This window comes from Synechococcus sp. W4D4, from assembly GCF_047716805.1.
Lineage (GTDB): Bacteria > Cyanobacteriota > Cyanobacteriia > PCC-6307 > Cyanobiaceae > Vulcanococcus.
This window is the reverse complement of the sequence record NZ_CP180404.1, coordinates 104,045-125,107: the sequence shown is the minus strand read 5'-3', so window position 1 is coordinate 125,107 and position 21,063 is coordinate 104,045. Positions and strand designations below refer to the sequence as shown.

At 64.1% G+C, this 21,063-nt stretch carries 25 protein-coding genes; 13 read left to right on the top strand and 12 right to left on the bottom strand.

Annotated elements, in window-relative coordinates:
- Positions 1-81 precede the first annotated feature (81 nt).
- Positions 82-411: a hypothetical protein gene (locus ACLM42_RS00670; protein ID WP_415399419.1), complete on the top strand. Its 330-nt coding sequence runs from the start codon at positions 82-84 to the stop codon at positions 409-411.
- Here ACLM42_RS00670 and ACLM42_RS00665 read toward each other — a convergent pair.
- Both ACLM42_RS00665 and ACLM42_RS00660 read right to left on the bottom strand, forming a co-directional pair.
- Entirely contained in the window at positions 396-1,028 is a 633-nt protein-coding gene (locus ACLM42_RS00665) for a RibD family protein (RefSeq protein ID WP_415399418.1), read from the bottom strand. The two genes, ACLM42_RS00670 and ACLM42_RS00665, sit on opposite strands and share 16 nt — an antisense overlap.
- Positions 1,015-1,971 carry a 6-carboxytetrahydropterin synthase gene (locus ACLM42_RS00660; RefSeq protein WP_371820594.1) on the bottom strand — a complete coding sequence of 319 codons (957 nt, stop codon included), beginning with the start codon at positions 1,969-1,971 and terminating at the stop codon, positions 1,015-1,017. Before ACLM42_RS00660 ends, ACLM42_RS00665 begins: the two co-directional genes overlap by 14 nt.
- A gap of 58 nt (positions 1,972-2,029) precedes the next feature.
- Here ACLM42_RS00660 and ACLM42_RS00655 point away from each other — a divergent pair, with 58 nt between their 5' ends.
- On the top strand, positions 2,030-2,653 hold the full coding sequence (locus ACLM42_RS00655; protein ID WP_247910143.1) for a shikimate kinase: 624 nt from the start codon (positions 2,030-2,032) through the stop codon (positions 2,651-2,653).
- On the opposite strand, the gene ACLM42_RS00650 is transcribed toward ACLM42_RS00655, so the two are convergent.
- On the bottom strand, positions 2,646-2,915 hold the full coding sequence (locus ACLM42_RS00650; RefSeq protein WP_415399417.1) for a chlororespiratory reduction protein 7: 270 nt from the start codon (positions 2,913-2,915) through the stop codon (positions 2,646-2,648). The two genes, ACLM42_RS00655 and ACLM42_RS00650, sit on opposite strands and share 8 nt — an antisense overlap.
- 49 nt (positions 2,916-2,964) lie before the next feature.
- Between ACLM42_RS00650 and ACLM42_RS00645 the strand changes: the two genes are divergently transcribed.
- Positions 2,965-3,633: a DUF6816 family protein gene (locus ACLM42_RS00645; protein ID WP_415399416.1), complete on the top strand. Its 669-nt coding sequence runs from the start codon at positions 2,965-2,967 to the stop codon at positions 3,631-3,633.
- On the opposite strand, the gene ACLM42_RS00640 is transcribed toward ACLM42_RS00645, so the two are convergent.
- On the bottom strand, positions 3,630-4,340 hold the full coding sequence (locus ACLM42_RS00640) for a glutathione S-transferase family protein (protein WP_247910139.1): 711 nt from the start codon (positions 4,338-4,340) through the stop codon (positions 3,630-3,632). The genes ACLM42_RS00645 and ACLM42_RS00640 overlap by 4 nt on opposite strands.
- A 79-nt stretch (positions 4,341-4,419) precedes the next feature.
- Between ACLM42_RS00640 and ACLM42_RS00635 the strand changes: the two genes are divergently transcribed.
- From ACLM42_RS00635 to ACLM42_RS00615, 5 genes are read left to right on the top strand one after another with little or no spacing between them, the layout of a single operon-like run.
- Positions 4,420-4,626, top strand: coding sequence for a DUF751 family protein (locus ACLM42_RS00635; protein ID WP_247910138.1), 207 nt, complete (start codon positions 4,420-4,422; stop codon positions 4,624-4,626).
- Positions 4,627-4,628: 2 nt separating this feature from the next.
- Positions 4,629-5,039 (top strand): 30S ribosome-binding factor RbfA, encoded by a 411-nt coding sequence (gene rbfA / locus ACLM42_RS00630; protein WP_247910136.1) that lies wholly within the window; start codon positions 4,629-4,631, stop codon positions 5,037-5,039.
- The gene (locus tag ACLM42_RS00625) at positions 5,026-6,618 is read left to right on the top strand and encodes a glycoside hydrolase family 3 N-terminal domain-containing protein (RefSeq protein WP_415399415.1); all 1,593 of its coding nucleotides are present in this window, start codon (positions 5,026-5,028) and stop codon (positions 6,616-6,618) included. Before rbfA ends, ACLM42_RS00625 begins: the two co-directional genes overlap by 14 nt.
- 53 nt (positions 6,619-6,671) lie before the next feature.
- Positions 6,672-7,865 carry a glycosyltransferase gene (locus ACLM42_RS00620; protein ID WP_415399414.1) on the top strand — a complete coding sequence of 398 codons (1,194 nt, stop codon included), beginning with the start codon at positions 6,672-6,674 and terminating at the stop codon, positions 7,863-7,865.
- 3 nt (positions 7,866-7,868) lie between these two features.
- A complete protein-coding gene (locus ACLM42_RS00615) occupies positions 7,869-8,654 on the top strand; it encodes a uroporphyrinogen-III synthase (RefSeq protein WP_415399413.1) in 786 nt (261 codons plus the stop codon).
- On the opposite strand, the gene ACLM42_RS00610 is transcribed toward ACLM42_RS00615, so the two are convergent.
- From ACLM42_RS00610 to zds, 3 genes are read right to left on the bottom strand one after another with little or no spacing between them, the layout of a single operon-like run.
- Complete coding sequence (locus ACLM42_RS00610; protein ID WP_415399412.1) at positions 8,644-9,144, bottom strand: hypothetical protein; 501 nt, start codon at positions 9,142-9,144, stop codon at positions 8,644-8,646. The genes ACLM42_RS00615 and ACLM42_RS00610 overlap by 11 nt on opposite strands.
- Positions 9,125-9,580 (bottom strand): SRPBCC family protein, encoded by a 456-nt coding sequence (locus ACLM42_RS00605; RefSeq protein WP_247910128.1) that lies wholly within the window; start codon positions 9,578-9,580, stop codon positions 9,125-9,127. The genes ACLM42_RS00610 and ACLM42_RS00605 overlap by 20 nt, the downstream gene beginning before the upstream one ends.
- A gap of 5 nt (positions 9,581-9,585) precedes the next feature.
- A complete protein-coding gene (gene zds, locus ACLM42_RS00600) occupies positions 9,586-11,061 on the bottom strand; it encodes a 9,9'-di-cis-zeta-carotene desaturase (protein ID WP_415399411.1) in 1,476 nt (491 codons plus the stop codon).
- Between the two features lie 96 nt (positions 11,062-11,157).
- Here zds and ACLM42_RS00595 point away from each other — a divergent pair, with 96 nt between their 5' ends.
- The 4 genes from ACLM42_RS00595 to ACLM42_RS00580 are packed head-to-tail and all read left to right on the top strand — an operon-like array spanning position 11,158 to position 13,515.
- Positions 11,158-11,553 (top strand): HesB/IscA family protein, encoded by a 396-nt coding sequence (locus tag ACLM42_RS00595; protein WP_247910126.1) that lies wholly within the window; start codon positions 11,158-11,160, stop codon positions 11,551-11,553.
- Positions 11,554-11,601: 48 nt separating this feature from the next.
- A complete protein-coding gene (locus tag ACLM42_RS00590; protein WP_415399410.1) occupies positions 11,602-12,024 on the top strand; it encodes a hypothetical protein in 423 nt (140 codons plus the stop codon).
- Positions 12,024-13,247 (top strand): lipid-A-disaccharide synthase-related protein, encoded by a 1,224-nt coding sequence (locus tag ACLM42_RS00585; protein WP_415399409.1) that lies wholly within the window; start codon positions 12,024-12,026, stop codon positions 13,245-13,247. The genes ACLM42_RS00590 and ACLM42_RS00585 overlap by 1 nt, the downstream gene beginning before the upstream one ends.
- Positions 13,240-13,515: a hypothetical protein gene (locus tag ACLM42_RS00580; RefSeq protein WP_247910123.1), complete on the top strand. Its 276-nt coding sequence runs from the start codon at positions 13,240-13,242 to the stop codon at positions 13,513-13,515. Before ACLM42_RS00585 ends, ACLM42_RS00580 begins: the two co-directional genes overlap by 8 nt.
- Here the strand turns inward: ACLM42_RS00580 and ACLM42_RS00575 are convergent.
- The gene (locus ACLM42_RS00575; protein ID WP_415399408.1) at positions 13,484-14,413 is read right to left on the bottom strand and encodes a TIGR01777 family oxidoreductase; all 930 of its coding nucleotides are present in this window, start codon (positions 14,411-14,413) and stop codon (positions 13,484-13,486) included. The genes ACLM42_RS00580 and ACLM42_RS00575 overlap by 32 nt on opposite strands.
- Before the next feature lie 90 nt (positions 14,414-14,503).
- Between ACLM42_RS00575 and ndhO the strand changes: the two genes are divergently transcribed.
- Positions 14,504-14,749, top strand: coding sequence for an NAD(P)H-quinone oxidoreductase subunit O (gene ndhO / locus ACLM42_RS00570; RefSeq protein WP_415399407.1), 246 nt, complete (start codon positions 14,504-14,506; stop codon positions 14,747-14,749).
- Here the strand turns inward: ndhO and ACLM42_RS00565 are convergent.
- From ACLM42_RS00565 to ACLM42_RS00550, 4 genes are all read right to left on the bottom strand, one after another.
- On the bottom strand, positions 14,746-15,432 hold the full coding sequence (locus ACLM42_RS00565; RefSeq protein WP_415399406.1) for a J domain-containing protein: 687 nt from the start codon (positions 15,430-15,432) through the stop codon (positions 14,746-14,748). The genes ndhO and ACLM42_RS00565 overlap by 4 nt on opposite strands.
- 94 nt (positions 15,433-15,526) lie before the next feature.
- Complete coding sequence (locus tag ACLM42_RS00560) at positions 15,527-17,179, bottom strand: iron uptake porin (protein WP_415399405.1); 1,653 nt, start codon at positions 17,177-17,179, stop codon at positions 15,527-15,529.
- 242 nt (positions 17,180-17,421) lie between these two features.
- The gene (locus ACLM42_RS00555; RefSeq protein WP_415399404.1) at positions 17,422-19,116 is read right to left on the bottom strand and encodes an iron uptake porin; all 1,695 of its coding nucleotides are present in this window, start codon (positions 19,114-19,116) and stop codon (positions 17,422-17,424) included.
- Positions 19,117-19,351: 235 nt separating this feature from the next.
- On the bottom strand, positions 19,352-20,965 hold the full coding sequence (locus tag ACLM42_RS00550; RefSeq protein WP_415399403.1) for an iron uptake porin: 1,614 nt from the start codon (positions 20,963-20,965) through the stop codon (positions 19,352-19,354).
- Positions 20,966-21,063 lie beyond the last annotated feature (98 nt).

Here is a 21,063-nt window from a genome sequence, read left to right as displayed (position 1 = left end):
ACGCTAACGGCTACAGCCCTCGTCATCGGAGCGCTGACGGCGCCAAGCCAAGCCGGTTTACTCAGCCCAGTGCTCAAACTGATGCGGCCGCAGGTCGAAGCCAAGGTCAGCGAGGCCTGTCTGCGTTGGAGCGCCATGGGCAACAGCAGCCTGATCCAGCGGCTCACGCCCGCCTGCCAAGCCCTGGCTGCCCCCACCAGCCGCTGCCTCGTGGCCGAGACCCAAACCAGCGGCCGCAGCCTCGGGGTCATCACCGAGTTACTGGCCGGACGCTTTGGCGATGATCTGGAGGTGGTGGTCAAGCGCTGCGCCGGACGGATGCTGGGGCTGCCACCGGAGACCTTTGGCCGGCTGCCGCTGCGGGACCTGGCCGAACGGTTCAGCAGCCTGAAGTCTCAGATGCGGCGGTAGCGCACGAGCAACTCATCGGCGCCCAAGGGTCGATGCTCCTTGAGCTCCCAGACACTGGACTCCAGGGCCAGATCGGACCGCAGCCAGCTATGGGGACCACCCAGCAGTTGAGGCACCAAGGTGAGTTGCAGCTCATCCACGAGCCCCAGTGCCAGCAGTTGCGACGCCAGCTGAGCACCACCAAGTAAGAGCACGTGCTCGAAACCCAAGGCCGCCAAGTCCGCCAACGTATGCCGCCAATCCTGGAGGCCTAAGACCCGATCAAAACCAGCCGGAACAGCTTCCAGAGGTCCTAGAAGCCAACGCTGCAGAGGCTGCTGAAACAGACGAAGGCGCTGATCCCAATGGGCCTGGCGACTCACGACCAGGGCTGCCGGTTGAGGCGGACGCCCCTGCTGCTGACGCTGCGCCGACAAGTCGGCATCGCGGATCAAGCAGGTGCAGCCGTGCTGACGGATGGTGTTGCCACCAACCAGGGCTCCATCGGCCCAAGCCAGAGCCTCCTCAAGAACGCGGCGATCACCGGTCCCTCCGAGTTGGGCGGCACCCCCTGTGGCGGGGGCGAGGCGGCCGTCCAGGCTGACGGCCAGGACCAGCCGAACCTCAGGCGCCGGCAAGGGCTTCGAGGGCCTGGGGGTTCATGCCCAGTTGAGGCACTTCAGCGAACACCTCAGCGGCGTTGTTTGGACTCTCCTGCAGCCGGACCTTGTGGAGCGAAGCCCCCAATGCCGCGACGGGGGCTTGCAGCAGATCAGCGATGTGCAGAGCGATGTTCTCCGCCGTGGGCACGGTGCTGGAGAAGTGCTCGACATCCTTGTTCAAGAAGGTGTGATCGAACGGTTCCACCACCAGCTCATCCACCGCTGATTGGAGAGCAGACAAATCACAGACCATCCCGGTGCGAGGATCGATCCCGCCGCGGACGGTGATGTCCAGCAGGTAGTTGTGGCCATGGCCATGGGGCCGGGCGCACTTGCCATAGATGGCGGTGTTCTCCTCAAAGCTCAGCTCAGGACGGGCCAAGCGATGGGCCGCCGCGAAGTGGGTGCGGATCGTTAAGAAGGCTTCCATGGAATCGCCGAGCACATCGGCCCAGAGCTTGTCGGTTTCGTAAAGACGCAGCCCCATCAGGGGCAGGTGAGGAGTCAGACGCCTCCAGATGGCCTGAACCAAGGCCTCGGTGGTGGGCAAAACCCCCTCTGGGCGGCTCAGATCGAATTCCGGCCAGGCCTCGTTCAGGCTGCGGAAATCGAGCTGGGCCGTGACCTGCTCGCGGATGGCGTGCTTCACATCCGAGAGGTTGAGCACCATGCCATTGGCATCGAGCCCGCCGCCCATGGCGACGATCAACTCGTAGTTATGCCCGTGCCCCGGGGACACGCTGCAGGCCCCGAACTGAGCTGCGTTCTGCTCAGGGCTCAGCTCAGGCAGCCAGTAACGATGACTGGAGCTGAAGGTGGCCCGGCGCGTGATCACGCAGGGGCGACCCTGGCCATGGGGGGCTTGGGAGGCGACGGACACCGGACTCACCGGAGGCGCCGCCATCACTGGCGGAGTCATGACAGCGAGTAACGGTTGGTCGCATCTTAAGAATGTTGGTGCTTGCGATGACGAACCGATGGAGGACACCCGAGTCCAGCTGCGGCAGCGACTGGAGGGATTGAACCTCTATTTGGTGGGAATGATGGGCAGCGGCAAAAGCAGCGTTGGCCGGCATCTCGCCGCGGCTCTCAACTACCGCTTTCTTGATGCCGACACCAGCCTCGAGCAGGTGGCCGGTCGTTCCATTCCCGAGATTTTTGCCAGCGAAGGGGAGAGCGGCTTTCGCGAGCTGGAATCGGCGGTGCTCAACCAAATTGCCTCGTGGCACTCTCTGGTGGTGGCCACCGGGGGCGGCGTCGTCACCCAACCGGCCAACTGGGGAGAGCTGCATCAAGGGGTCGTGATCTGGCTCGATGCCCCCGACGAACTCCTGCTGCAGCGCCTGGAAGCCGATCCCACCCCCAGGCCGCTGATGGAAGCGGAGGACCGCGCCGAACGTCTGGCGACCTTGATGGCCGAACGCCGGCCGCTCTATGCCCAAGCGGACCTACAGATCATTCAGGACGGCCGCGCACCCGAGCAGGTCGCCCAGCAAATCCTCGAGGCGCTGCCATCGATCATCAAAGAGCGCACCGCTCCGCCCCTGGGGCAACTGCAAGTCACCAGCGACGCCGGTGAGGTGGGGACCTCGATCAACTAGCAGCGCCGGGCGGCTCCAGGCGAATCGCAAACCACTGCACCGTCACCCCGGACTGCACCTCCAACTCACAGGCCGTCTCCAGGAGCCGTTGAGCCTGATCCGCCGTCGAGGCCAACGTCGAAAGGTCCTCGGGAACGGCATCCAAAGACCTCAGTTGGCGCTCTAACCAACCCAGGGTGTCCGCCGCCGAGAGCAGTTGCTGGGGGGCACCGGGCTCCAACACCACGTAGTGATCCAGCTCACGAATCAGGGGATCGGACATGGGGCCGTCCAGGCGGCAGGATCACAGGCAGCCTGCCACGCGCATTGCCATGCCGCCTGCCCGTCGACCGTTGCTGGCACTGCTTCTCGCCCTGGTGGTTCTGCTGAGCGGCAGCCTGCCTGCGGTGGCGGCTTCAACCTTGGAACAACGCCTGGGAAGCTGGCCGCAGTGGCACCTGCCGGCGCCGCTGCCGCGGCCGGGACAGCGGGATCTGATTTACCCCAGCTGGTTTGAGGGGGAATGGAGAGCCACCAGTCAGGACCTCAGTGGCGTGGAACCAGAAATCCAGTACGCGGTGCGCTTTGTCGAAGACCGCTCAGGGCGGATCGTGGGCGATCGAGCCTTCAACGCGCAATCGGTTGGACGGGCCCTGCTGGGGGATCAGCTGCAGAGGGTCCGCAATGACCCGCAGAACCCCAACCGTCAATTGGCTGATCTGAACGGGGATCGCTACTTGGAATCCACCGTCGTTGGACGCCGCAGCGAACAGCGGCCGCAGGATCAATTTCTGGCGGACGAACTCAGCCTGCAGGTGCTGCATGGTCCCGGGGATCCCCGCGTCAGCCAAGTGGAAACCCTTAGCCGTTATGCCCGCATCGATGCCGATCGCATCGAAGCCCGTCAATGGCAGGTGAGTTACGGCTCTCCCGCAGACGGCCTAATGGCTGACGCCCAGCGGAGCTGGAGTGGAATCTTGGTGCTCGAGCGGCAGTCCTAAGGACGCCCCAGCTGTAGACCGAGACGATCCCGCCAGAGCCAGAGGGATTCCAAACGCGGATCATCGGCCAAGCCGGCCACCCCACGCCCCGCCAGGGGACTGCCCGCAGAGCTCGGGAATTTGATCAAGGACAGCTGGGCCATCACGGCCAAGTCGGCCAAGGTGAGTTGATCACCCACCAGGTAGGGCTGGGCCTGCACCAAGGCGGTCAGCTGCTCAAGGCTGCTGCGCAGTTGCTGCAGCACCTGTTGATCCAGAACTTGACCGACTCCGCTCAGCACCCCGCCGGGCAAGGCGCCCACCAGGGAGCGCAGCGGAGAGGGAGTCGCCTCCGGCAGCAACCCATCACGCAGTACTGGATCGCTGACGGCTGCCTGCACCAAAGCCATCCGGGCACCGGCCGCTAACGCGGTATCAGCCCAGTCCTCCAGCAGCAACACCTGGGCCCGCAGGGCAGGATCACTGGGCAGGAGCGCGGGATCGGGATGCTTCTGCTCCAAGTGCAAGGCGATCGCCGTGGAGTCGGCGATGACCTCGCTGCCATCCACCAGGACCGGCACCTGCCGCTGGCCTGAGAGGCGGTAGAGCTCCACCTGACCCACGCCAGGGGTGACCTCAACTGGAGTGAAGCTGAGTTGTTTCAAGGCCAACACCAAGCGGACCTTCTCGCAGAAGGCCGAATGGCGGAACTGATGGAGCTCCAGCATCAACGAATCGGATCGCGCGGCACCGGGTGCCCTTTGGCGGCAGAGTAGCCAGCACTGTTTGATCAGCGCTCCAGCCCCCATGCGGGACTTTTTTCTGAACGTCACGCGCTATCCGCGCTATCTGATCGCGTTCGGGCTTGGCGTCGCCAACTCCGTCCTTGAACCCCTGGCCCAGCGCCGCAGCAACCCTGTCACTGCCGTGGCCCTGATCGGAGCCCTGGTGAGCGGCCTGTTGAGCCTGGCCCTGATCCTGCGTGCCATGGTGACCCCAGAGGTCATCGCATAGCCATGGCGCAAGGTCGTCGCGTTGAGCGCGTGGCCGCTCTGATCCGGCGAGAGGTCAGCGAACTGCTGGTCACTGGGATCAAGGACGAGCGGGTCAGCTTGGGGATGGTGAGCGTTACCAATGTCGATGTGGCCGGCGATCTCCAGCACTGCAAGATCTTCGTCAGCGTGTACGGAAGCCCCGAGGTGCAACAGCAAGCCCTCGAGGGCCTGCGCTCGGCGTCCAACTACGTCAAAGGTGAGCTCAGTCGCCGCCTGAACATGCGCCGAACCCCGGAGGTGATCTTCCAACTGGATCGCGGCATCGAGAAGGGGACCTCTGTTTTGGGCCTGCTCAACCAGCTCGAAGAGCAGCGGCAAGAGCGTGGTGAGGTTCCTGAAGGCACCGGCGAACAGGAGGATGGAGGCTTCTGAGCTCCGGCGGAAGCTCGCCAGCCTGCTGGTGGTGCGTGGCAGCGGCCATGCCCGGGACCATCAGCGCCGCTACCCCCGCTGGGAGCTGAGCAACGCGGACTTGCGCGAGCTCCTCGATGAGGGCGTTGGCGGGGTGATCCTGCTGGGGGGAAGTGCCGAAGAACTCCGCCTGCGCTGCGACCAACTCCAACGCTGGGCTGGCCAGCCCCTGCTGCTCTGCGCCGATGTGGAAGAGGGGGTCGGGCAACGCTTTGAAGGGGCCAGCTGGCTAGCGCCTCCGCTCGCATTGGGCGCCCTCCATCAGAGCGATCCCGAGCAGGCCGAGGCCCTGGCCGAGCGCTACGGGCGCTGCACCGGCCGCCAGGCGCGACTGCTGGGGCTGAACTGGGTTCTCGGGCCGGTCTGCGACGTCAATAACAACCCGGCCAATCCAGTCATCAACGTGCGGGCCTGGGGGGAGACGCCAGCCACAGCCGGAGCCCTGGCGGCAGCTTTTGTGCGGGGCTGCCAGGGCGAAGGGGTGCTGGCCTGCGCCAAGCACTTCCCGGGCCATGGCGACACCAGCTGCGATTCGCATCTGGAATTGCCAGAGCTGCCCCACGACCTGGGGCGTCTGGGAGCAATCGAGCTGCCGCCGTTTCAGCAGGCGATTGCTGCCGGTGTGACCTCGGTGATGACCGCCCACCTCCGTCTTCCGGCCCTGGACCCCAAGCAGCCCGCCACCCTGTCTGGGGCGGTCTTGACCCAACTACTGCGCCAGGAACTGCAGTTCTGCGGCCTGGTCGTGACCGACGCCCTCGTGATGGAGGCCATCAGCCAGCACCACGGCAGCGCTGAGGCCGCCGTACTGGCCTTTGAAGCCGGGGCTGATTTGATCCTGATGCCAGCCGATGCCCGTGAAGCACTTGATGGCCTGGTGGAGGCTGTTCAGAGCGGTCGCATCAGCGAGCAGCGGCTGGACGCCAGCCTGGAGAGACGACGGAGCGCCCTAGCCCAATGCGCTGAATCGCGAGAAACGGCTCTCGATGAACTGGTGACCCCAAGCGAGCGGCAACTCAGCGGCGAACTGCTCACGCTCAGCCTGGTGCTGCACGGCGGCCAAGGTCTGCCCCCCGGACCGGGGTTGAACCTGATCAGGCTCGACAACCAACTCAATGCGCCGCAGCTGCCGCTGGTGGCCCCAGCCCTACTGCGGCCCTCCGCCCTGGGCTACGAGGCGCGGCTCATCGATGCCCGCAGCCCCAGCCCCTGGGGCCAGGACCCGAAAGCGCCCCTCGCCTTGGATCGCCTCCCGGATGGTCCGGTCCTGCTACAGCTGTTGGTTCGGGGCAATCCCTTCCGGGGCAGCGCTGGGGGCGATGAACCCTGGCCCCAGGTGGTGCGGCAACTGCTGGCTTCGCAGCGCCTGGCTGGCCTCGCGGTCTACGGAAGCCCCTACCTCTGGCAAGCCCTGCAACCCCTGCTCCCGCCGGAGCTGCCAGCGGCCTACAGCCCAGCCCAGATGCCCCAGGCACAAGCGCTGGTGCTGCAGGCGCTGGGGTTGCCAGAGGCTGCGCTGGAGGGCGGCTTTACCGACTAAGCGGGCTGCTGCCACTAGCCTCGGGCCGTCTTCTGCGGCCGCCGGCACCCACCATGCTCAGCCTCTCGATGATCGTTCGGGATGAAGCCGGGCAGATCGAGGACTGCCTGCAGTCCGTTCAAGGCTTTGTCGACGAGATGGTGGTCGTCGACACCGGCTCCAAGGACAACACCGTCGCCCTAGCCCAGGCCGCCGGCGCCCGGGTCGAGCAGATCGAATGGCCGGGGGACTTCGCTCCCGCCCGCAACCAGGCCCTCGAGAGCGTGCAAGGGGACTGGGTGCTGGTGCTCGATGCCGATGAACGTCTCAAGCCGGAGGCCTGGAAACCGCTGCGGGCGCTGATGGCCCAACCGGACGTCCTGGTCATCAACCTGCTGCGCCATGAGCGCGGCGCGATCCAATCGCCCTACTCCAACGTCAGTCGCCTGTTCAGGCGCCATCCGCGCATCCAGTGGAGCCGCACCTACCACTCGATGATTGACGACAGCGTCGCAGCGTTGCTGAAGGACGAGCCGAAGTGGCGCGTCGCTGACTGTTCCGAACCCGCCATCGATCACGACGGCTACCGGCCCGAGCTCTTGGCCCAAGGCAATAAGCCCGAGCGGCTTCGTCAAGCGATGGAGGAGGAGCTGCAAGCCCGCCCAGGCGACCCCTATGCCTGCGCGAAGCTGGGAAGCCTGGAGGTGGCCGAAGGGAACCTGGAGCGGGGGCTGGAGCTGCTGCAACAGGGGCTGAAGAACTGCCCCGGCGGGGCTCACCCCGAGCGCTACGAGCTGCTCCTGCACCTGGCCCTGGCGGAGGCCGGCCGGGACCCCCAGCAAGCCGAGCAGTACTACCGCCAAGCCCTGGCGATTCCACTGGCCCCGCGACTGAACCTGGCGGCCCAACTCAACCTGGCGGCGCTGCTGCTGCAGCTGGGCCAACTGGAGGAAGCAGAAAGCTTGAGCGCCCGGGCCACCCGCGTCGCCCCTGAGATCGGTCTGGGCTGGTACAACCTCGGTCTGATCCGCCGCAAGCAGGGCAATCTCGCCGGAGCCCTGGAGGCCTACCGCGAAGCCAAACGCGTCAACCCCGGCCACGCCGAAACCCACCAAAACCTCGCCGTCGCGCTGCTGTTGGGCGGCGACATCGATGGATCGCGCGGCAGCTTCCGGGAGGCGATCCAGCTGCTCATCGACCAAGGCCGCACCCAGGAGGCCCAACGCCTGCACAAGCAGGCCGGAGAACTGGTCAAGCTCGAGGGCTGAGGGATGGAACTGCAAGGGCGCACCATCGCGGTGACCCGGGCGGAACAGCAACTCGGGGCCTCACGCCAACTGTTTGAGCAAGCCGGCGCCCATGTCCTCGATCTGCCTGCCCTGGTGATTGGTCCTCCCGATGAATGGGGGCCGCTGGATGACGCCCTGGCAGAGCTCGAGGAGTTTCACTGGTTGATCGTCTCCAGCAGCAACGGGGTCGATGCAGTGGAGCAGCGGCTCAGGCGCCAGGGCAGCAACCTGGCCCAGCGGCCCAGCAGCCTGAAGATCGCGGCGGTGGGCCGCAAAACAGCAGCCCGCCTCGAGGAACTCGGCGCCGCCGCCGATTTCGTGCCCCCGGCCTTCGTGGCCGACAGCCTGATTGAGCATTTCCCCGTTTCGGGCTGGGGCCTGCGGCTGCTGCTGCCGCGGGTACAAAGCGGTGGACGCACCCTGCTGGCTGAAGCCTTTGGCGAGGCCGGAGCCCGGGTAGTGGAAGTGGCGGCCTACGAATCCCGCTGCCCCGAAACCCTGCCAGAGGCCACCGCCTCAGCCCTGGCCGCTGGGCAGGTGGATGCGATCACCTTCAGCAGCGGCAAGACCGTGCAACACACGGCCCAACTGCTGGAGCAGCAGTTCGGCGCCAGCTGGCGAGAGTTACTGGAGCGGGTGCGCCTGATCTCCATCGGACCGCAAACCTCAAAAACCCTTCGGGCTGTGCTGGGCCGGGTGGATGGTGAGGCCGACCCCCATGACCTCGACGGGCTTGTGGCCGCCTGTGCGCTGAGCCTTAAAGACTGAGCACGCGCTGCTGACCACCCTGGTTCAAGCGCAGCTCGCCCCGCCCCAGATCAATGCCGGTCACGGTCCAGCCCGGGGGCAGAAGAGCCGGGAGGCCGGACCCCGGGCAGAGGCCCTGAGGGCCGATGCACACCGCTCCGCTCTGACCGCCCAGGGAGATCAAGGCCTGGGCACTGCGGCCACTACCGATCAAACCGGTGAGCTGCAGCTCGGAGGCATTGCTGTCGTCTTTGGCGTCCGCTACTGCCGTCGCCACCGGTGCAAAGGGATCGACCCGGCCATGGGGTTGGGCCTGAACCACCTGCTGCGGGCTCGGCATGGCAATGAAGCCCGGTGATGGGCTGAGCGGGGCGGGTTCCCGGGCCCCAGATGGCGGTAGGGCTGCAGCCGCCAAGGGAGTGGTGCTACTCGTCTGGTCTGTCCCGCAAGCCGCCAAGACCAGCAGAACAGGCAGAGCCCAAATCGGATTGTCAGCTCGCCTCTTGGCCATAACCGCTCTGGACGAGATCGCGGAAGCGATCCAGGTTGGCCTGGAGCTCCTTGGTCACGATCCCCCCCAGGATGGAGGCATCCATCAGCGGCGCCAACACCCCCGGCAGCTCGTAGCTCACGCTCAGCTTCACCGCCGTGTTCCCGGCGCCCTGGGGATAGAAGCGGACGGCCCCTTTGGTCGGCAGTCCCCCCACCGATTCCCAATGGAGCTGCTGGGCCTCCACGCGCTCGGTGATACGCGCCTTCCAGTGGAAGCGGAAACCCTGGGCCGCCAGGGTCCAGTCCGTCAGATCGGGATCACCGGCTTCTGTGGTGACGGACTCAATCCAGTTCATCCAGCGGGGCATCGCCTCGAGATCACTCCAGACGGCCCAGACCCGATCAGCAGGGGCCTTCACCTCAGTGGTGACGCTGTGTTCAAGCCAACGGCCCATGGTCTCTAGGCAACGGATGCATTGGTAGCCAGCTCAGCCTTACGACCCAGGATCGCGGCAGCAGCTAGACGCCCACTCATGGTGGCGCCTTCCATCGAATCGATGTAGTCCTGCTTGGTGTAGCTACCGGCCATGAAGAAGTTGGTGACCGGCGTTGCCTGATCGGGGCGATAGGGCTCCATCCCAGGGGCCTCGCGGTAAAGGGACTGGGCCAACTTGACGACGTTGCTCCAGACCAAATTCAGGTTCTTGGCCGAGGGAAACAGACGACGCACCTGGGCATCGGTGGCAGCGACGATCTCCTCGGTTTTTTTGGGGATCCAGGGATCGCCAGGGGTGAGAACGCACTGCAGCAGCGAGCCCACACCCTCTTTGCGGTAATCCACCGGACTGGCCAGGGCTAGGTCGGCGAAACAGCTGAAGTCCGCATCAGCGGTGTAGAGCAGGTTGTCAAGACCGGTGGGGCGGGTCACATCGCGGCGGGCAGCCTCAGCCATGGGGGAGTCGCTCAGCTCCGTCACCCAACCGTCGTAGCGGAGTTGAACCGTGGCCACGGGCACCGCCTCCAGCTTGTAGAGGTTGTCGAACAGGGGCCAGCGGCGCCAGGCCTCAGGCACCATCCGCTGGATCCCTGGAACATCACAGGCCGCCAGATAGACATCAGCCTCCACGTTCAGATCCCCATCGGGGGTCCCGAGGGTCAGCCCCGTCACGCGGGTTTCATCAGCCACCTCGTCGAACTGGACCTCAGTCACCCGATGACGCAGATGGAGCTTTGCCCCGCGCTCTTGGATGTACTCCAGGATCGGTCCTGTGAGCCAGCGGTGAGGTGAGCCCTTCAGCAGGTTGAGCTTGGAGGCCTCAGTTTTCGACGCGAACATCATGAAGATGGTCAGCATGCAGCGGGCTGAGATCGCCTCGCAATCAATGAAACCGAGGGCATAGGCAATCGGGTTCCACATGCGGCGGATGCTCTGCTCGCTGCCGCCGTGGCCCAGGAACCACTCTTGGAAGCTGATGCGATCGAGATCGCGGATCACCTTCATCGCCCCCTCGTAATCCACCAAGCCACGCACGATCGGACTGGTGCCCAGGGCCAGGGCATTGCGCAGCTTGTCGAGCCAATCGAGCTGCGGCGTGGTGAAAAAGGCCTTCAGGCCATTGAAGGGAGCGCCCAGGGCAAAGCGGAAATCCAGCTCCCGCAGATCCCCACCCGCATTCACAAACAAGTGGGTGTGATCTTTAGGGAGAAGGTTGTCGATCGCTCCGACCTTGCGAAGCAGGGCGAAGAGATTGGCGTAGTTGAAGAAAAAGACGTGCAGGCCCATCTCGATGTGGTTCCCGCTGTCATCCACCCAGCTACCGACCTTGCCGCCCATAAAAGGGCGCGCTTCATAGAGGTCGACTTGGTGGCCGGCATCCACCAGATCCACAGCCGCCGCCAATCCGGCCAGACCCGCACCCACGATGGCGACCCGCACCCTTGTTCTCCCGCGAATGGGGTGACTCTATGGAGAAGGGCGACACGGCAGGGGGCGAAGGGTCTCCATACAGTGGGGATACAGGCCATGGCCCCGATGACCAGCGAGACCGTCACTCCAGTCGCGACCCACACCGGCAGGGACGGCAAGGGGATCCAGATCACCGAGCCGGCCATGAAGCAGCTGGCCACCCTGCTGCCGGCCCAAGGGGAGGGAAAGGTCCTGCGGGTGGGTGTGCGCTCCGGCGGCTGCAGCGGCATGAGCTACACGATGGACTTCATCGATGGCAGCGAGATCCGCGAGGACGATGAGCGCTACATCTACGAGCCCAGCGGCGCCCCCAGCTTCACCGTGGTGAGCGACCCCAAGAGCCTGCTCTACATCTACGGGATGCAGCTGGACTTCTCTTCGGCCCTGATCGGCGGCGGTTTCAACTTCACGAACCCCAACGCCACCCAAACCTGCGGCTGCGGCAGCTCCTTCGCCGTCTGATCCCCCTCGGGTGCGAATCTGAGCTGACGAAACGGCACGCCCTCCGCCATGACCGCCACTGACGCGCCCTCACAATTTGAGCAGGCCCTGAAGAGCTACAACGAGGGTGCTCCGCTGTCTGAGGTGATTGCCAGCTTCCTGCAGATCACCCAACAGGATCCCCGGCTTTCAGCCGGCTGGACCTGTCTGGCCTGGCTACAACTGCTGGACAACCAGGCACAGACGGCCCTGCGCTCAGCGCGGATGGCCGTCAAGCTCAACCCCCAGGACCCCCAGGCCCGGATCAACCTGAGCCTGGCGATGCTCGAGAACAACGTCAAAGGCGTGCGGGAGCACATCGAGCTGGTGCAGCGCGTGCGCGTGATGGCGCCTGAGATCGGCGAAGAACTGGACTCCTCCATCGCTGACGGGCTCGCACGACGCCCCGACTGGCAGGCCCTGCAAAAGGTCAAAGCTTGGCTGCACGGTTGATGGCGCAGCACGGCCAGCGGCGCATCCTGCTGCTGAGCAACGGCCACGGCGAAGACCTCAGCGGCTCCCTGATCGGAACGGCGCTCCAGCAGCAGGGCTGCAGCGTTGAGGCTCTGCCCTTGGTGGGGCACGGCCAGGCCTATGAGCAGGCCGGAATCACCACACGGGGCAAGACCCGCGAGTACAGCACCGGCGGCCTGGGCTACACCAGCCTGATCGGACGGATCACCGAGGTCGTGCAGGGCCAGGTGCTCTACCTGCTCAGCCGGCTGCTGCTCTTGCTGCGAATCGGCCATCGCTACGACCTGATCCTCGTGGTGGGCGATGTCATCCCAGTGGTGGCGGCCTGGTTGAGCCGCAGGCCGATGGCCACCTACCTGGTGGCCTACTCCAGCCACTACGAAGGACGCCTGCAGCTGCCCTGGCCCTGCGGTGGCTGCCTGAAATCGAACCGATCTCTGGCCATCTACAGCCGCGATCAACTCACCGCCAGTGACCTCAGCGAGCAGCTGCAGCGGCCCGTTCAGTTTTTTGGAAACCCCTTCTTCGACGGGGCCGTAGGCAACAGCGATCAACTGGCGGGAGCCCCGCGCCAACGCCTCGGTCTCCTCCCCGGCAGCCGACTGCCGGAGGCCCTGCACAACCTGGAGCTCATGTTGCGGGTGCTGGAGCGCTTGCCCGAAGCCCTGCGTCCTCCTCAACGGCTGGGACTGCATGCGGCCCTGGTGGGAAAACTGACGCCCCAGGAAGTTGCGCCCCTAGCCAGCCGGCTGGGCTGGCGTCTGGAGCTCGAGAGCAGCAGCCGCTGCAGCCTGCAGCGCGGCCCCCTGCACCTGCAGCTGGAGTGGGGGCGCTTCGCCGCCGTCATCCAACAGTGCGACCTGCTGCTCTCGATGACCGGCACCGCGGCCGAGCAGTGCGTGGGACTGGGCAAACCGGTGTTGCAGCTCGTCGGAGAGGGCCCACAGTTCACCGACAACTTCGCTGAAGCGCAGCGACGTCTGCTGGGACCTGGCTTGTTCTGTGCCCCGGGGAGTGCAGGTAGTGAGGAGCAGCTGCGGGGCAGCGCGGAGCTGCTGGAGCAACTCCTCAACCGGCTCCTGGTGGATCGGCGCTGGCATGAGGAACTGGAGCAGCTTGGGGAAGAGCGGATCGGCAGCGGCGGCGGCGGCGCCAAGATGAGCTCTGATTTGTTGGAGCGTCTGGCGCAGCGCCATGGCTGAAGCGAACCCACCCAGCACCGGCCAACGCCTCAAGGGCTACCTGGATGCCGTGCTGGTGGCCGACGTCTTCGTGGTCATCGCCGGAGCCATCTGGTTTGGCGTGGCCGTGCTCTGCCACAGCCGGGGCATTGAGGCTCCCTTGAACCTCTTTCAGAGCCTCTGGGAGCCGCTCTTCACTCCGGCCATCGGCCTGCTGATGGGAGCAGCGATACTCAGCGGAATACTGGGGTGGGCGCTCAAGTGGTGGCGCGGGCGAGAGCAGCGCTGAGCTCCGGGTCTTCAAAGACGAAGCCCTGCTGCTGCAGGCGCTCCGGCAGGACCTGCTGGCCTTCCAAGACCACCTTGGCGCCATCGCCGAGCAGAATCTGAAGGATGGGTGCGGGAACCGGCAACAGGCTGGGGCGCCCCAGAACCTGACCGAGGGCCGACGCAAACGTGGCCATGCTGCAGGGGGCCGGGGCCACCGCGTTGTAGGTGCCCTGGTAGGCCGGGTTGGCGAGGGCCTCGGCAATCAGGCGGCAGAGGTCGTGGCGGGTAATCCAGCTCATCCACTGCTGGCCATTCCCAATCGGGCCACCGAAGCCCATCCGGAAGACCGGCAGCATCTTGCCCAGGGCTCCGCCGTCGGGACCCAGGACAATCCCGATCCGCAGAATGACCACCCGAGCGAAAGCCGAGGCCGTCTGGGCCTCCTGCTCCCAGGCCTGACAGAGACCGGCAAGGAAATCACCGCCAGCGCCACTGGCTTCGCTGAAGCGCTCTGAGCTGCTGGTGCCGTAGTAGCCAATGGCCGAGCCGCTGATCAACGTCTTGGGGCGCTGGGCTTCCGGAAGTGCCTGCATGGCGGCCACCAGAGCGCGGGTGGTGTTGATGCGGCTGCTGCTGAGCAGTTGACGATGGGCATCGCTCCAACGCTTCTCAGCGATGGGCTCACCGGCCAGGTTGATCACCGCCTCGCTGGAGGCCAGGGCCTCCTGAACCGCAGGGACTTGCCAGGTGGCAGCCACAGCGGGGTCTGCCTGAAGCCGCTGGAGTTGAGGAGACTGCACCGTGGCCAACGGGGTGCTGGAGCGGCTGAGCAGCACCAACTGATGACCGCCCTCCAGCAGCAGGGGCACCAAAGCCCGGCCGACAAAACCACTGCACCCCACCAGCAGAATCCGCACGCGCCCTGAGCCCTTGAACTGGTTGGAAGGCTAGGGACCCTCTGGATCACCGAGCGGGAACTAGCCTGGCGGCAACCCGTCCTTGATGCCATGGCCGAAGCGCCCGCCAGCAAACCCGCGGCCGCCGCCATCAAAAAAGGCGCCCTGGTGAAGGTGAATCGCGCGGCCTACAGCGGCAGCCTGGAATCCCAAGCCAGCGACACCACCGCTCCGGATTACCTGTTCGAGGGCCCAGCCGAGGTCCTACTGGTGAAAGGGGATTACGCCCAACTGCGCTATCGCCGGCCGGTGCCCGACATCTGGCTGCGGCTAGATCAACTGGAAGCCTTCAGCTAGAGATCCAGACGACGGCGCTCCGCTTGAAGCCGAGTGCGCCGTTGCTTGGCTTCCCGCAACATCTCCCGGCCGTCGTGGAGGTAGTTATCGACGTAGCCCATGGTGTAGCGCTCCAGTTCCACCACGGCGTCCTTGACCTGGGAGAGGCAGTGGTAGACGCTGAGGCTGAAGCCCTTGGCTGAGGCCGGGGCGGCCATGGAGCGATAAAGCGTTTCCACCTTCTCGAGCTTGGCCTGACTCTGCTCGAGGTAACTGCAGAACGCCTCCATCAACTGGTCGTCGTAGGGGTCGGCCGAGAGCGCCTTGAATTGCGCCGGGAAGGGGTTGATGACCTGACCCAGCAGACGATCAATCGGTGCATAGACCGTCTGCAGCCAGATCAGCAGCGCTTCATCGCCGCGGGCTGATTCGGCTGTGGCCTTGCGGGCCGCTCGACCGGCTGCAGCGGAGCGGACTGTGGATTGATGACTGCTGACGGCGCGATGGCGGTCGTGTTCAGCGCGGCGATCCCGATCCCGCAGTACCTCCCAGGCCGCGTTGATCGCCAGAATCGCCTCTTCATCGCCCCCGGCATCGGGGTGATGCTGCTTCACCAGGGCCCGGTAGGCCGCCTTGATCTCTGCGCCACTGGCCGAGGCCACCACACCGAGCACCACATAGGGATCGCGGGCGGACTGGGGCATGCACGGCAGAGAGGGGCTGCACCCATCCTTAAACAGCAAAAAGCCCCCCACCAAAGGCGGAGGGCCAGGGGTGAAAGGGGTGCCCTGAGGGGAATCAGAAGCGGAAGGTGGTCATCACCAGGCCGCCAAAGACGTTGTCCTTGGCGTTGTAAGCACCGGTGCTGGTGTTGTATTTGCCGTACTGACCATCGAGGTTGTTGATGTAGTAGAGGGCAGGCTTCACCGAGATGTTGTCGGAGACCTGGTACTCGTACCACCACTCCCACATGGTGTTGGAGTCCATCGGGGAGCTCGCGCCAGCGACAGTGCCGACCGAACCGCCACCGTTGTTACTCACGTAGGGAGCCTGACCAACGGCCATGCCCGCCTTGTTGCCATTACGCAGGGCATCGTTCCACTGCAGACCCACCATCCAGGACTGGGTCTTGGCCCAGTTGTCCGTGCGATAAGGAATGCCGCGGAAGGCGGCGTTCTCGGACTTGGTGGAACCCCAGCCAAGGCTCACGGTCGGAATCCAACCGCTGTTCTCTGGGATCCAGTAGCCACTGACGCCGTAGCTGTTGTTGCTGCCGGTGCGGCCCACGTCAAAGCCATAGGGCGTAGCGCGGTGCAGCTTGGAGTTTTGCGCGTAGGTGTAGGCCGCCGCGATGGCGTAGTTGCCACCAATCAGCGGGGTGTTCTGACCGGTGTAGCCCAACTGCGTGACAGACACGCTGTTAGAGCCGCCGGTCATGATTCCGCCGGTGCTGGGGTTGCCGTCGGAACCATCAGCCGAGACGTAGTTGCTACTGATGGCCAGTCCTTTGATGCCAAGCAGTTGCTTGTAAGTGCCACCAAAACCGGCACCGAAACCGCTCTTGTTGTAGACGCCAGGGGAACCAGCACGGGAGAAGAAATCAAGCAGACCCGGCTTGTAAACCGAGGGCACACCGATGGCGAGCATGCCGGGGTCGTCGATACGCACCCGAGCGCCAACGTTGAACTTGAGCTTCTCGCCCGCAGGGAAGGCATAGAAGAGGCGGTTCACACCAACGACGTTGGCACCAGCCGGCTCCTGGAAAGCAGGATCAAGCTTCAGCAGGCCGTAGTTGTAGGCACTCTCTTGAAAGTTGCCGGCACGCAGCAGGGTGCGAAGCAGGTCTTTGCCGGTGAAGCTGGTGTCGAGATAAAGGCGTTGGTCGTAGTTAAACGTGGTCGCGGCACGATTCGCTTTTTTAAAAGCCGTTGTGTATGGAACAGACTGATCCGTGTCGGCCGTATTTGTGCCAGTAAAGCTATTCGCACCGACCACAAAACGGGTAAACCCGCGCAGCTTGGTGGTGGTGGAGAACTGGGTGGCTTGCAGTTCACCAACCTTGGCCTCAAGGCCATCGACGCGGCCGCGGGTGATGGCCAGCTCACGCTCGAATTCCTTCATCAGGCGCTTGAGCTCGTCGGTCACCTCAGTGATCCGGTCGAGGCAAGCGTTCAGCAGTGCGGCCGCTTCATAGCGGGTCATCGCACGGTTGCCGCGGTAGGTGCCGTTGGGGTAGCCAGCGACGCAGCCGTAGCGCTCGATCAGGTTGCTCAGTGCCTGATAAGCCCAGTCGGTGGGCTGCACGTCGGAGAACTGGGTGATCGAGGTGACCTGGTCCTGGCTGCTGTAAGCACTCAGGTCAGCGATGTTGACGTCAGCGGCGTTTGCAGCGACAGGAGCCAGAAGGCCCAGAGCTGCAGGCGCCAGAAGAAGCTTCTGGAACAGTTTCATTGGTCCTCACACCAAACGAGGAGCCCCGAAGAGGGGAGCAGCCACCCTATTGGGTCATCTCCTTGGGCCCTGAGCCATTGGCACGGGACGGCGTATCAAATGAGACTTTGCGCCTCTTTTGTGATCACAAAGCGGATCAAATCCGCGGACGCTGAACAATAAAAAACCCCGGCCGAAGCCGGGGCTAAACGAGGTTGAAGAAAGGGCTCTATGTGTGAGGAGAGAGCCCCAACTGTTCTGGATCAGAACTTGAAGGTGGTCTTCAGCAGACCGCCGAACACGTTGTCGGTGGCGTTACGAACACCGGTGCTGGTGTTCAGCTTGCCGAACTGACCGTCGTAGTTCTGGATGTAGTACAGAGCAGGGGTGACGGTAATGTTGTCGGTCACCTGGAACTTGTACCACCACTCCCAAGCGTAGTTGGAGTCGATGGGGTTGTTCACACCAGTGGCGGTACCAGCAGCACTACCAGCCTTGGTTACGAAGGGAGCCTGACCAACGGCCATACCGAGGTCGTTGCCCTTCACGAAGGTGTCAGGCCACTGCAGACCGACGTACCAGGAGTTGGCCTGAGGGGCCTGGCTGGTACGGAAGTAGGTCTGAGTGAAGCTGCTGATGCCCCAACCGGTGCTGACCGAGGGGATCCAACCGGTGTTCTCAGGAACCCAGTAGCCGCTCAAGCCGAAGTTGTTGGAGCTAGTTCCACCGTTGAAACCAGTGCCAGAGATGGCGGAGGCGTAAGGAGTGCCAATCGCCAGAGGCATGTTCTGGCTATAGGCGTAAGCCGCTGCCAGACCCCAAGCACTGCCACCAATAACGGGGAACTTACCGCCGGTGTAACCCAGCTGAGTCACCGAGGTGCTCGAGGAAGCTTCGGTTCCGATGCCACCGTTGCCAGCAGTCCCGAGGGTGGGGTTGCCGCTACCACCGTTGGCGGAGACGTAGTTGGTGGACAGGGTCCAACCATCAGCGCCAAGCACGTCGTTGTAGACGATACCGGCACCAGCACCGAGGCCATAGCTGGTGTTGTATGCGCCAGGGGCACCGGCGTAGGTGAAGACGTCGAGGACGCTGTCAGCGGGGTAGACGCTGGGCCACATGCCGAGCATGCCGGCGTCGTCCATGCGGACGCGAGCACCAACGTTGACGCTGAAGCTATCGCCAAGGGGGAAGTTGTAGAAGAGGCGGTTGACCTCGACCACGTTGTTCTGGGTGGGGGCGTTGGTCGCCACCTCCAGGAAGGTCAGGCCATAGCCGTAAGGGCTGGCGTGGGTGTGATCACCGTGACCGTCAGCACCGAAGAAGTTGTCGGCGCGCAGGGTGGTGCGCAGCAGGTCCTTGCCGGTGAAGCTGGTGTCGAAGTTCAGGCGAACGTCGTAGTTGAAGACGGTCGCGCCGTAATTCGCGCGGTTGTAGTTGTTGTTGAAGGGCAGAGCCGAGTTCTGGGTGCTGGTGCCAGAGAAGGCGTTAGCGCCGAGAACGAAGGTGGCCTGACCACGCAGCTTGGTGGTGGTGGAGAACTGGGTGGCTTCCAGTTCGCCCACGCGGGCCTCGAGGCCGTCCACGCGGCCGCGGAGCACAGCCAGCTCACGCTCGAATTCCTTCATCAGGCGCTTGAGCTCGTCGGTCACCTCAGTGATCCGGTCGAGGCAAGCGTTCAGCAGTGCGGCCGCTTCATAGCGGGTCATCGCACGGTTGCCGCGGTAGGTGCCGTTGGGGTAGCCAGCGACGCAGCCGTAGCGCTCGATCAGGTTGCTCAGTGCCTGATAAGCCCAGTCGGTGGGCTGCACGTCGGAGAACTGGGTGATCGAAGTCACCTGCTCTTCGGTGCCGTACTGGCTCAGGCCAGCGATGTTGACATCAGCGGCGTTTGCAGCAACAGGAGCCAGAAGGCCCAGAGCTGCAGGCGCCAGAAGAAGCTTCTGGAACAGTTTCATTGGTCCTCACACCAAACGAGGAATACGACCACAAGTGATCGCTAATACAAAATGACCCCGAAAGCGATTGACGCGAACACCCCCTGTGCCAGTCGGGCCACCGCCTGGTAACGCGCGGTACCACTAGAGGTTCACTGATGTGCATTGGCCTCAACGGTTTGCCATGAAAAAACCCCGGCCGAAGCCGGGGTTGAAAGGGCCAAATGTGTGAGGAGAGAGCCCCAGATGTTCTGGATCAGAACTTGAAGGTGGTCTTCAGCAGGCCGCCAAACACGTTGTCGGTAGCGCTGTAAGCACCGGTGCTGGTGTTCAGCTTGCCGAGCTGACCGTCGTAGTTCTGGATGTAGTACAGAGCAGGGGTGACAGTGATGTTGTCGGTCACCTGGAACTTGTACCACCACTCCCACATGTAGTTGGAGTCCAGAGGCTTCTGAAGGGTGGAGTCGCCGTAGCCGGTGTTGGTGATGAAAGGAGCCTGGCCGACGGCCATGCCCAGATCATTGCCCTTCACGAAGGTGTCGGGCCACTGCAGACCGACGTACCAGGACTGAGCCTTGGCCCAGGTGTCGGTGCGCACAGGGCCGTACTCGAAGGAGCTGGTGCCCCAGCCGGTGCTGACGGAAGGAATCCAACCGGTGTTCTCGGGAACCCAGTAGCCGCTCAGACCGAAACTGTTGGTGGAGCCAGTGCCGCCGTACTGCTGAGCGAACGGGGTGCTGATGAACAGGGCGTTGTTCTGGCTGTAGGTGTAAGCCGCAGCTGCACCCCAGGCGCTGCCACCGATCACGGGGAACTTGCCACCGCTGTACGCCAGCTGGGTCACGCTGACAGAGCTGGAGGCATCGGTCATCAGACCAGCAGTGCCTTCATCAGAGTTGCGGGACACGTAGTTGCTGGAGAGGGTCACGCCCTCGAAGCCCAGAACGTTGTTGTAGGTGGCACCGAAACCGCCGCCGAGACCATCGAGGTCATAGGCGCCAGGAGCACCGGCGTAGGTGAAGAAGTCGAGGACGGTGTCAGCGGGGTAGACGCTGGGCCACATGCCGAGCATGCCGGCGTCATCCACACGGACCTTGGCACCAGCGGTGACGCTGAAGTCCTTGCCGACGGGGAAGTTGTAGAAGAGGCGATTGATCGCAACAACGTTGTCTGCTGCCGGGGACTGGAAGGCAGTCTCAAGAGCGGTCAGACCGTTGAAATAGGCGGAGCCGTTGAAGTCGCCAGCACGCAGAACGGTGCGCAGCAGGTCCTTGCCAGTGAAGCTGGAGTCAAGGATCAGGCGGACGTCATAGTTGAACGTCGTAGCGCCGTAATTAGCCTTGTTGTAGTTGGCGTTGTTGGCAACAGCCGAGTTCTGGGTGCTGGTGCCAGAGAAGGCGTTAGCGCCCACAACGAAGGTGGCCAGACCACGCAGCTTGGTGGTGGTGGAGAACTGAGTTGCTTCCAGTTCGCCCACGCGGGCCTCGAGGCCATCCACGCGGCCGCGGAGCACAGCCAGCTCACGCTCGAATTCCTTCATCAGGCGCTTCAGCTCGTCGGTCACCTCAGTGATCCGGTCGAGGCAAGCGTTCAGCAGTGCGGCCGCTTCATAGCGGGTCATCGCACGGTTGCCGCGGTAGGTGCCGTTGGGGTAGCCAGCGACGCAGCCGTAGCGCTCGATCAGGTTGCTCAGCGCCTGGTAAGCCCAGTCGGTGGGCTGCACGTCGGAGAACTGGGTGATCGAAGTCACCTGCTCTTCGGTGCCGTACTGGCTCAGGCCAGCGATGTTGACATCAGCGGCGTTTGCAGCAACAGGAGCCAGAAGGCCCAGAGCTGCAGGCGCCAGAAGAAGCTTCTGGAACAGTTTCATTGGTCCTCACACCAAAACGAGGAAAAGGGCACGAATGCCCCTCGCCGATGATGCGAAACAGCCCGCTATTCACAAATCCAAGATGTGCCACAACCTGC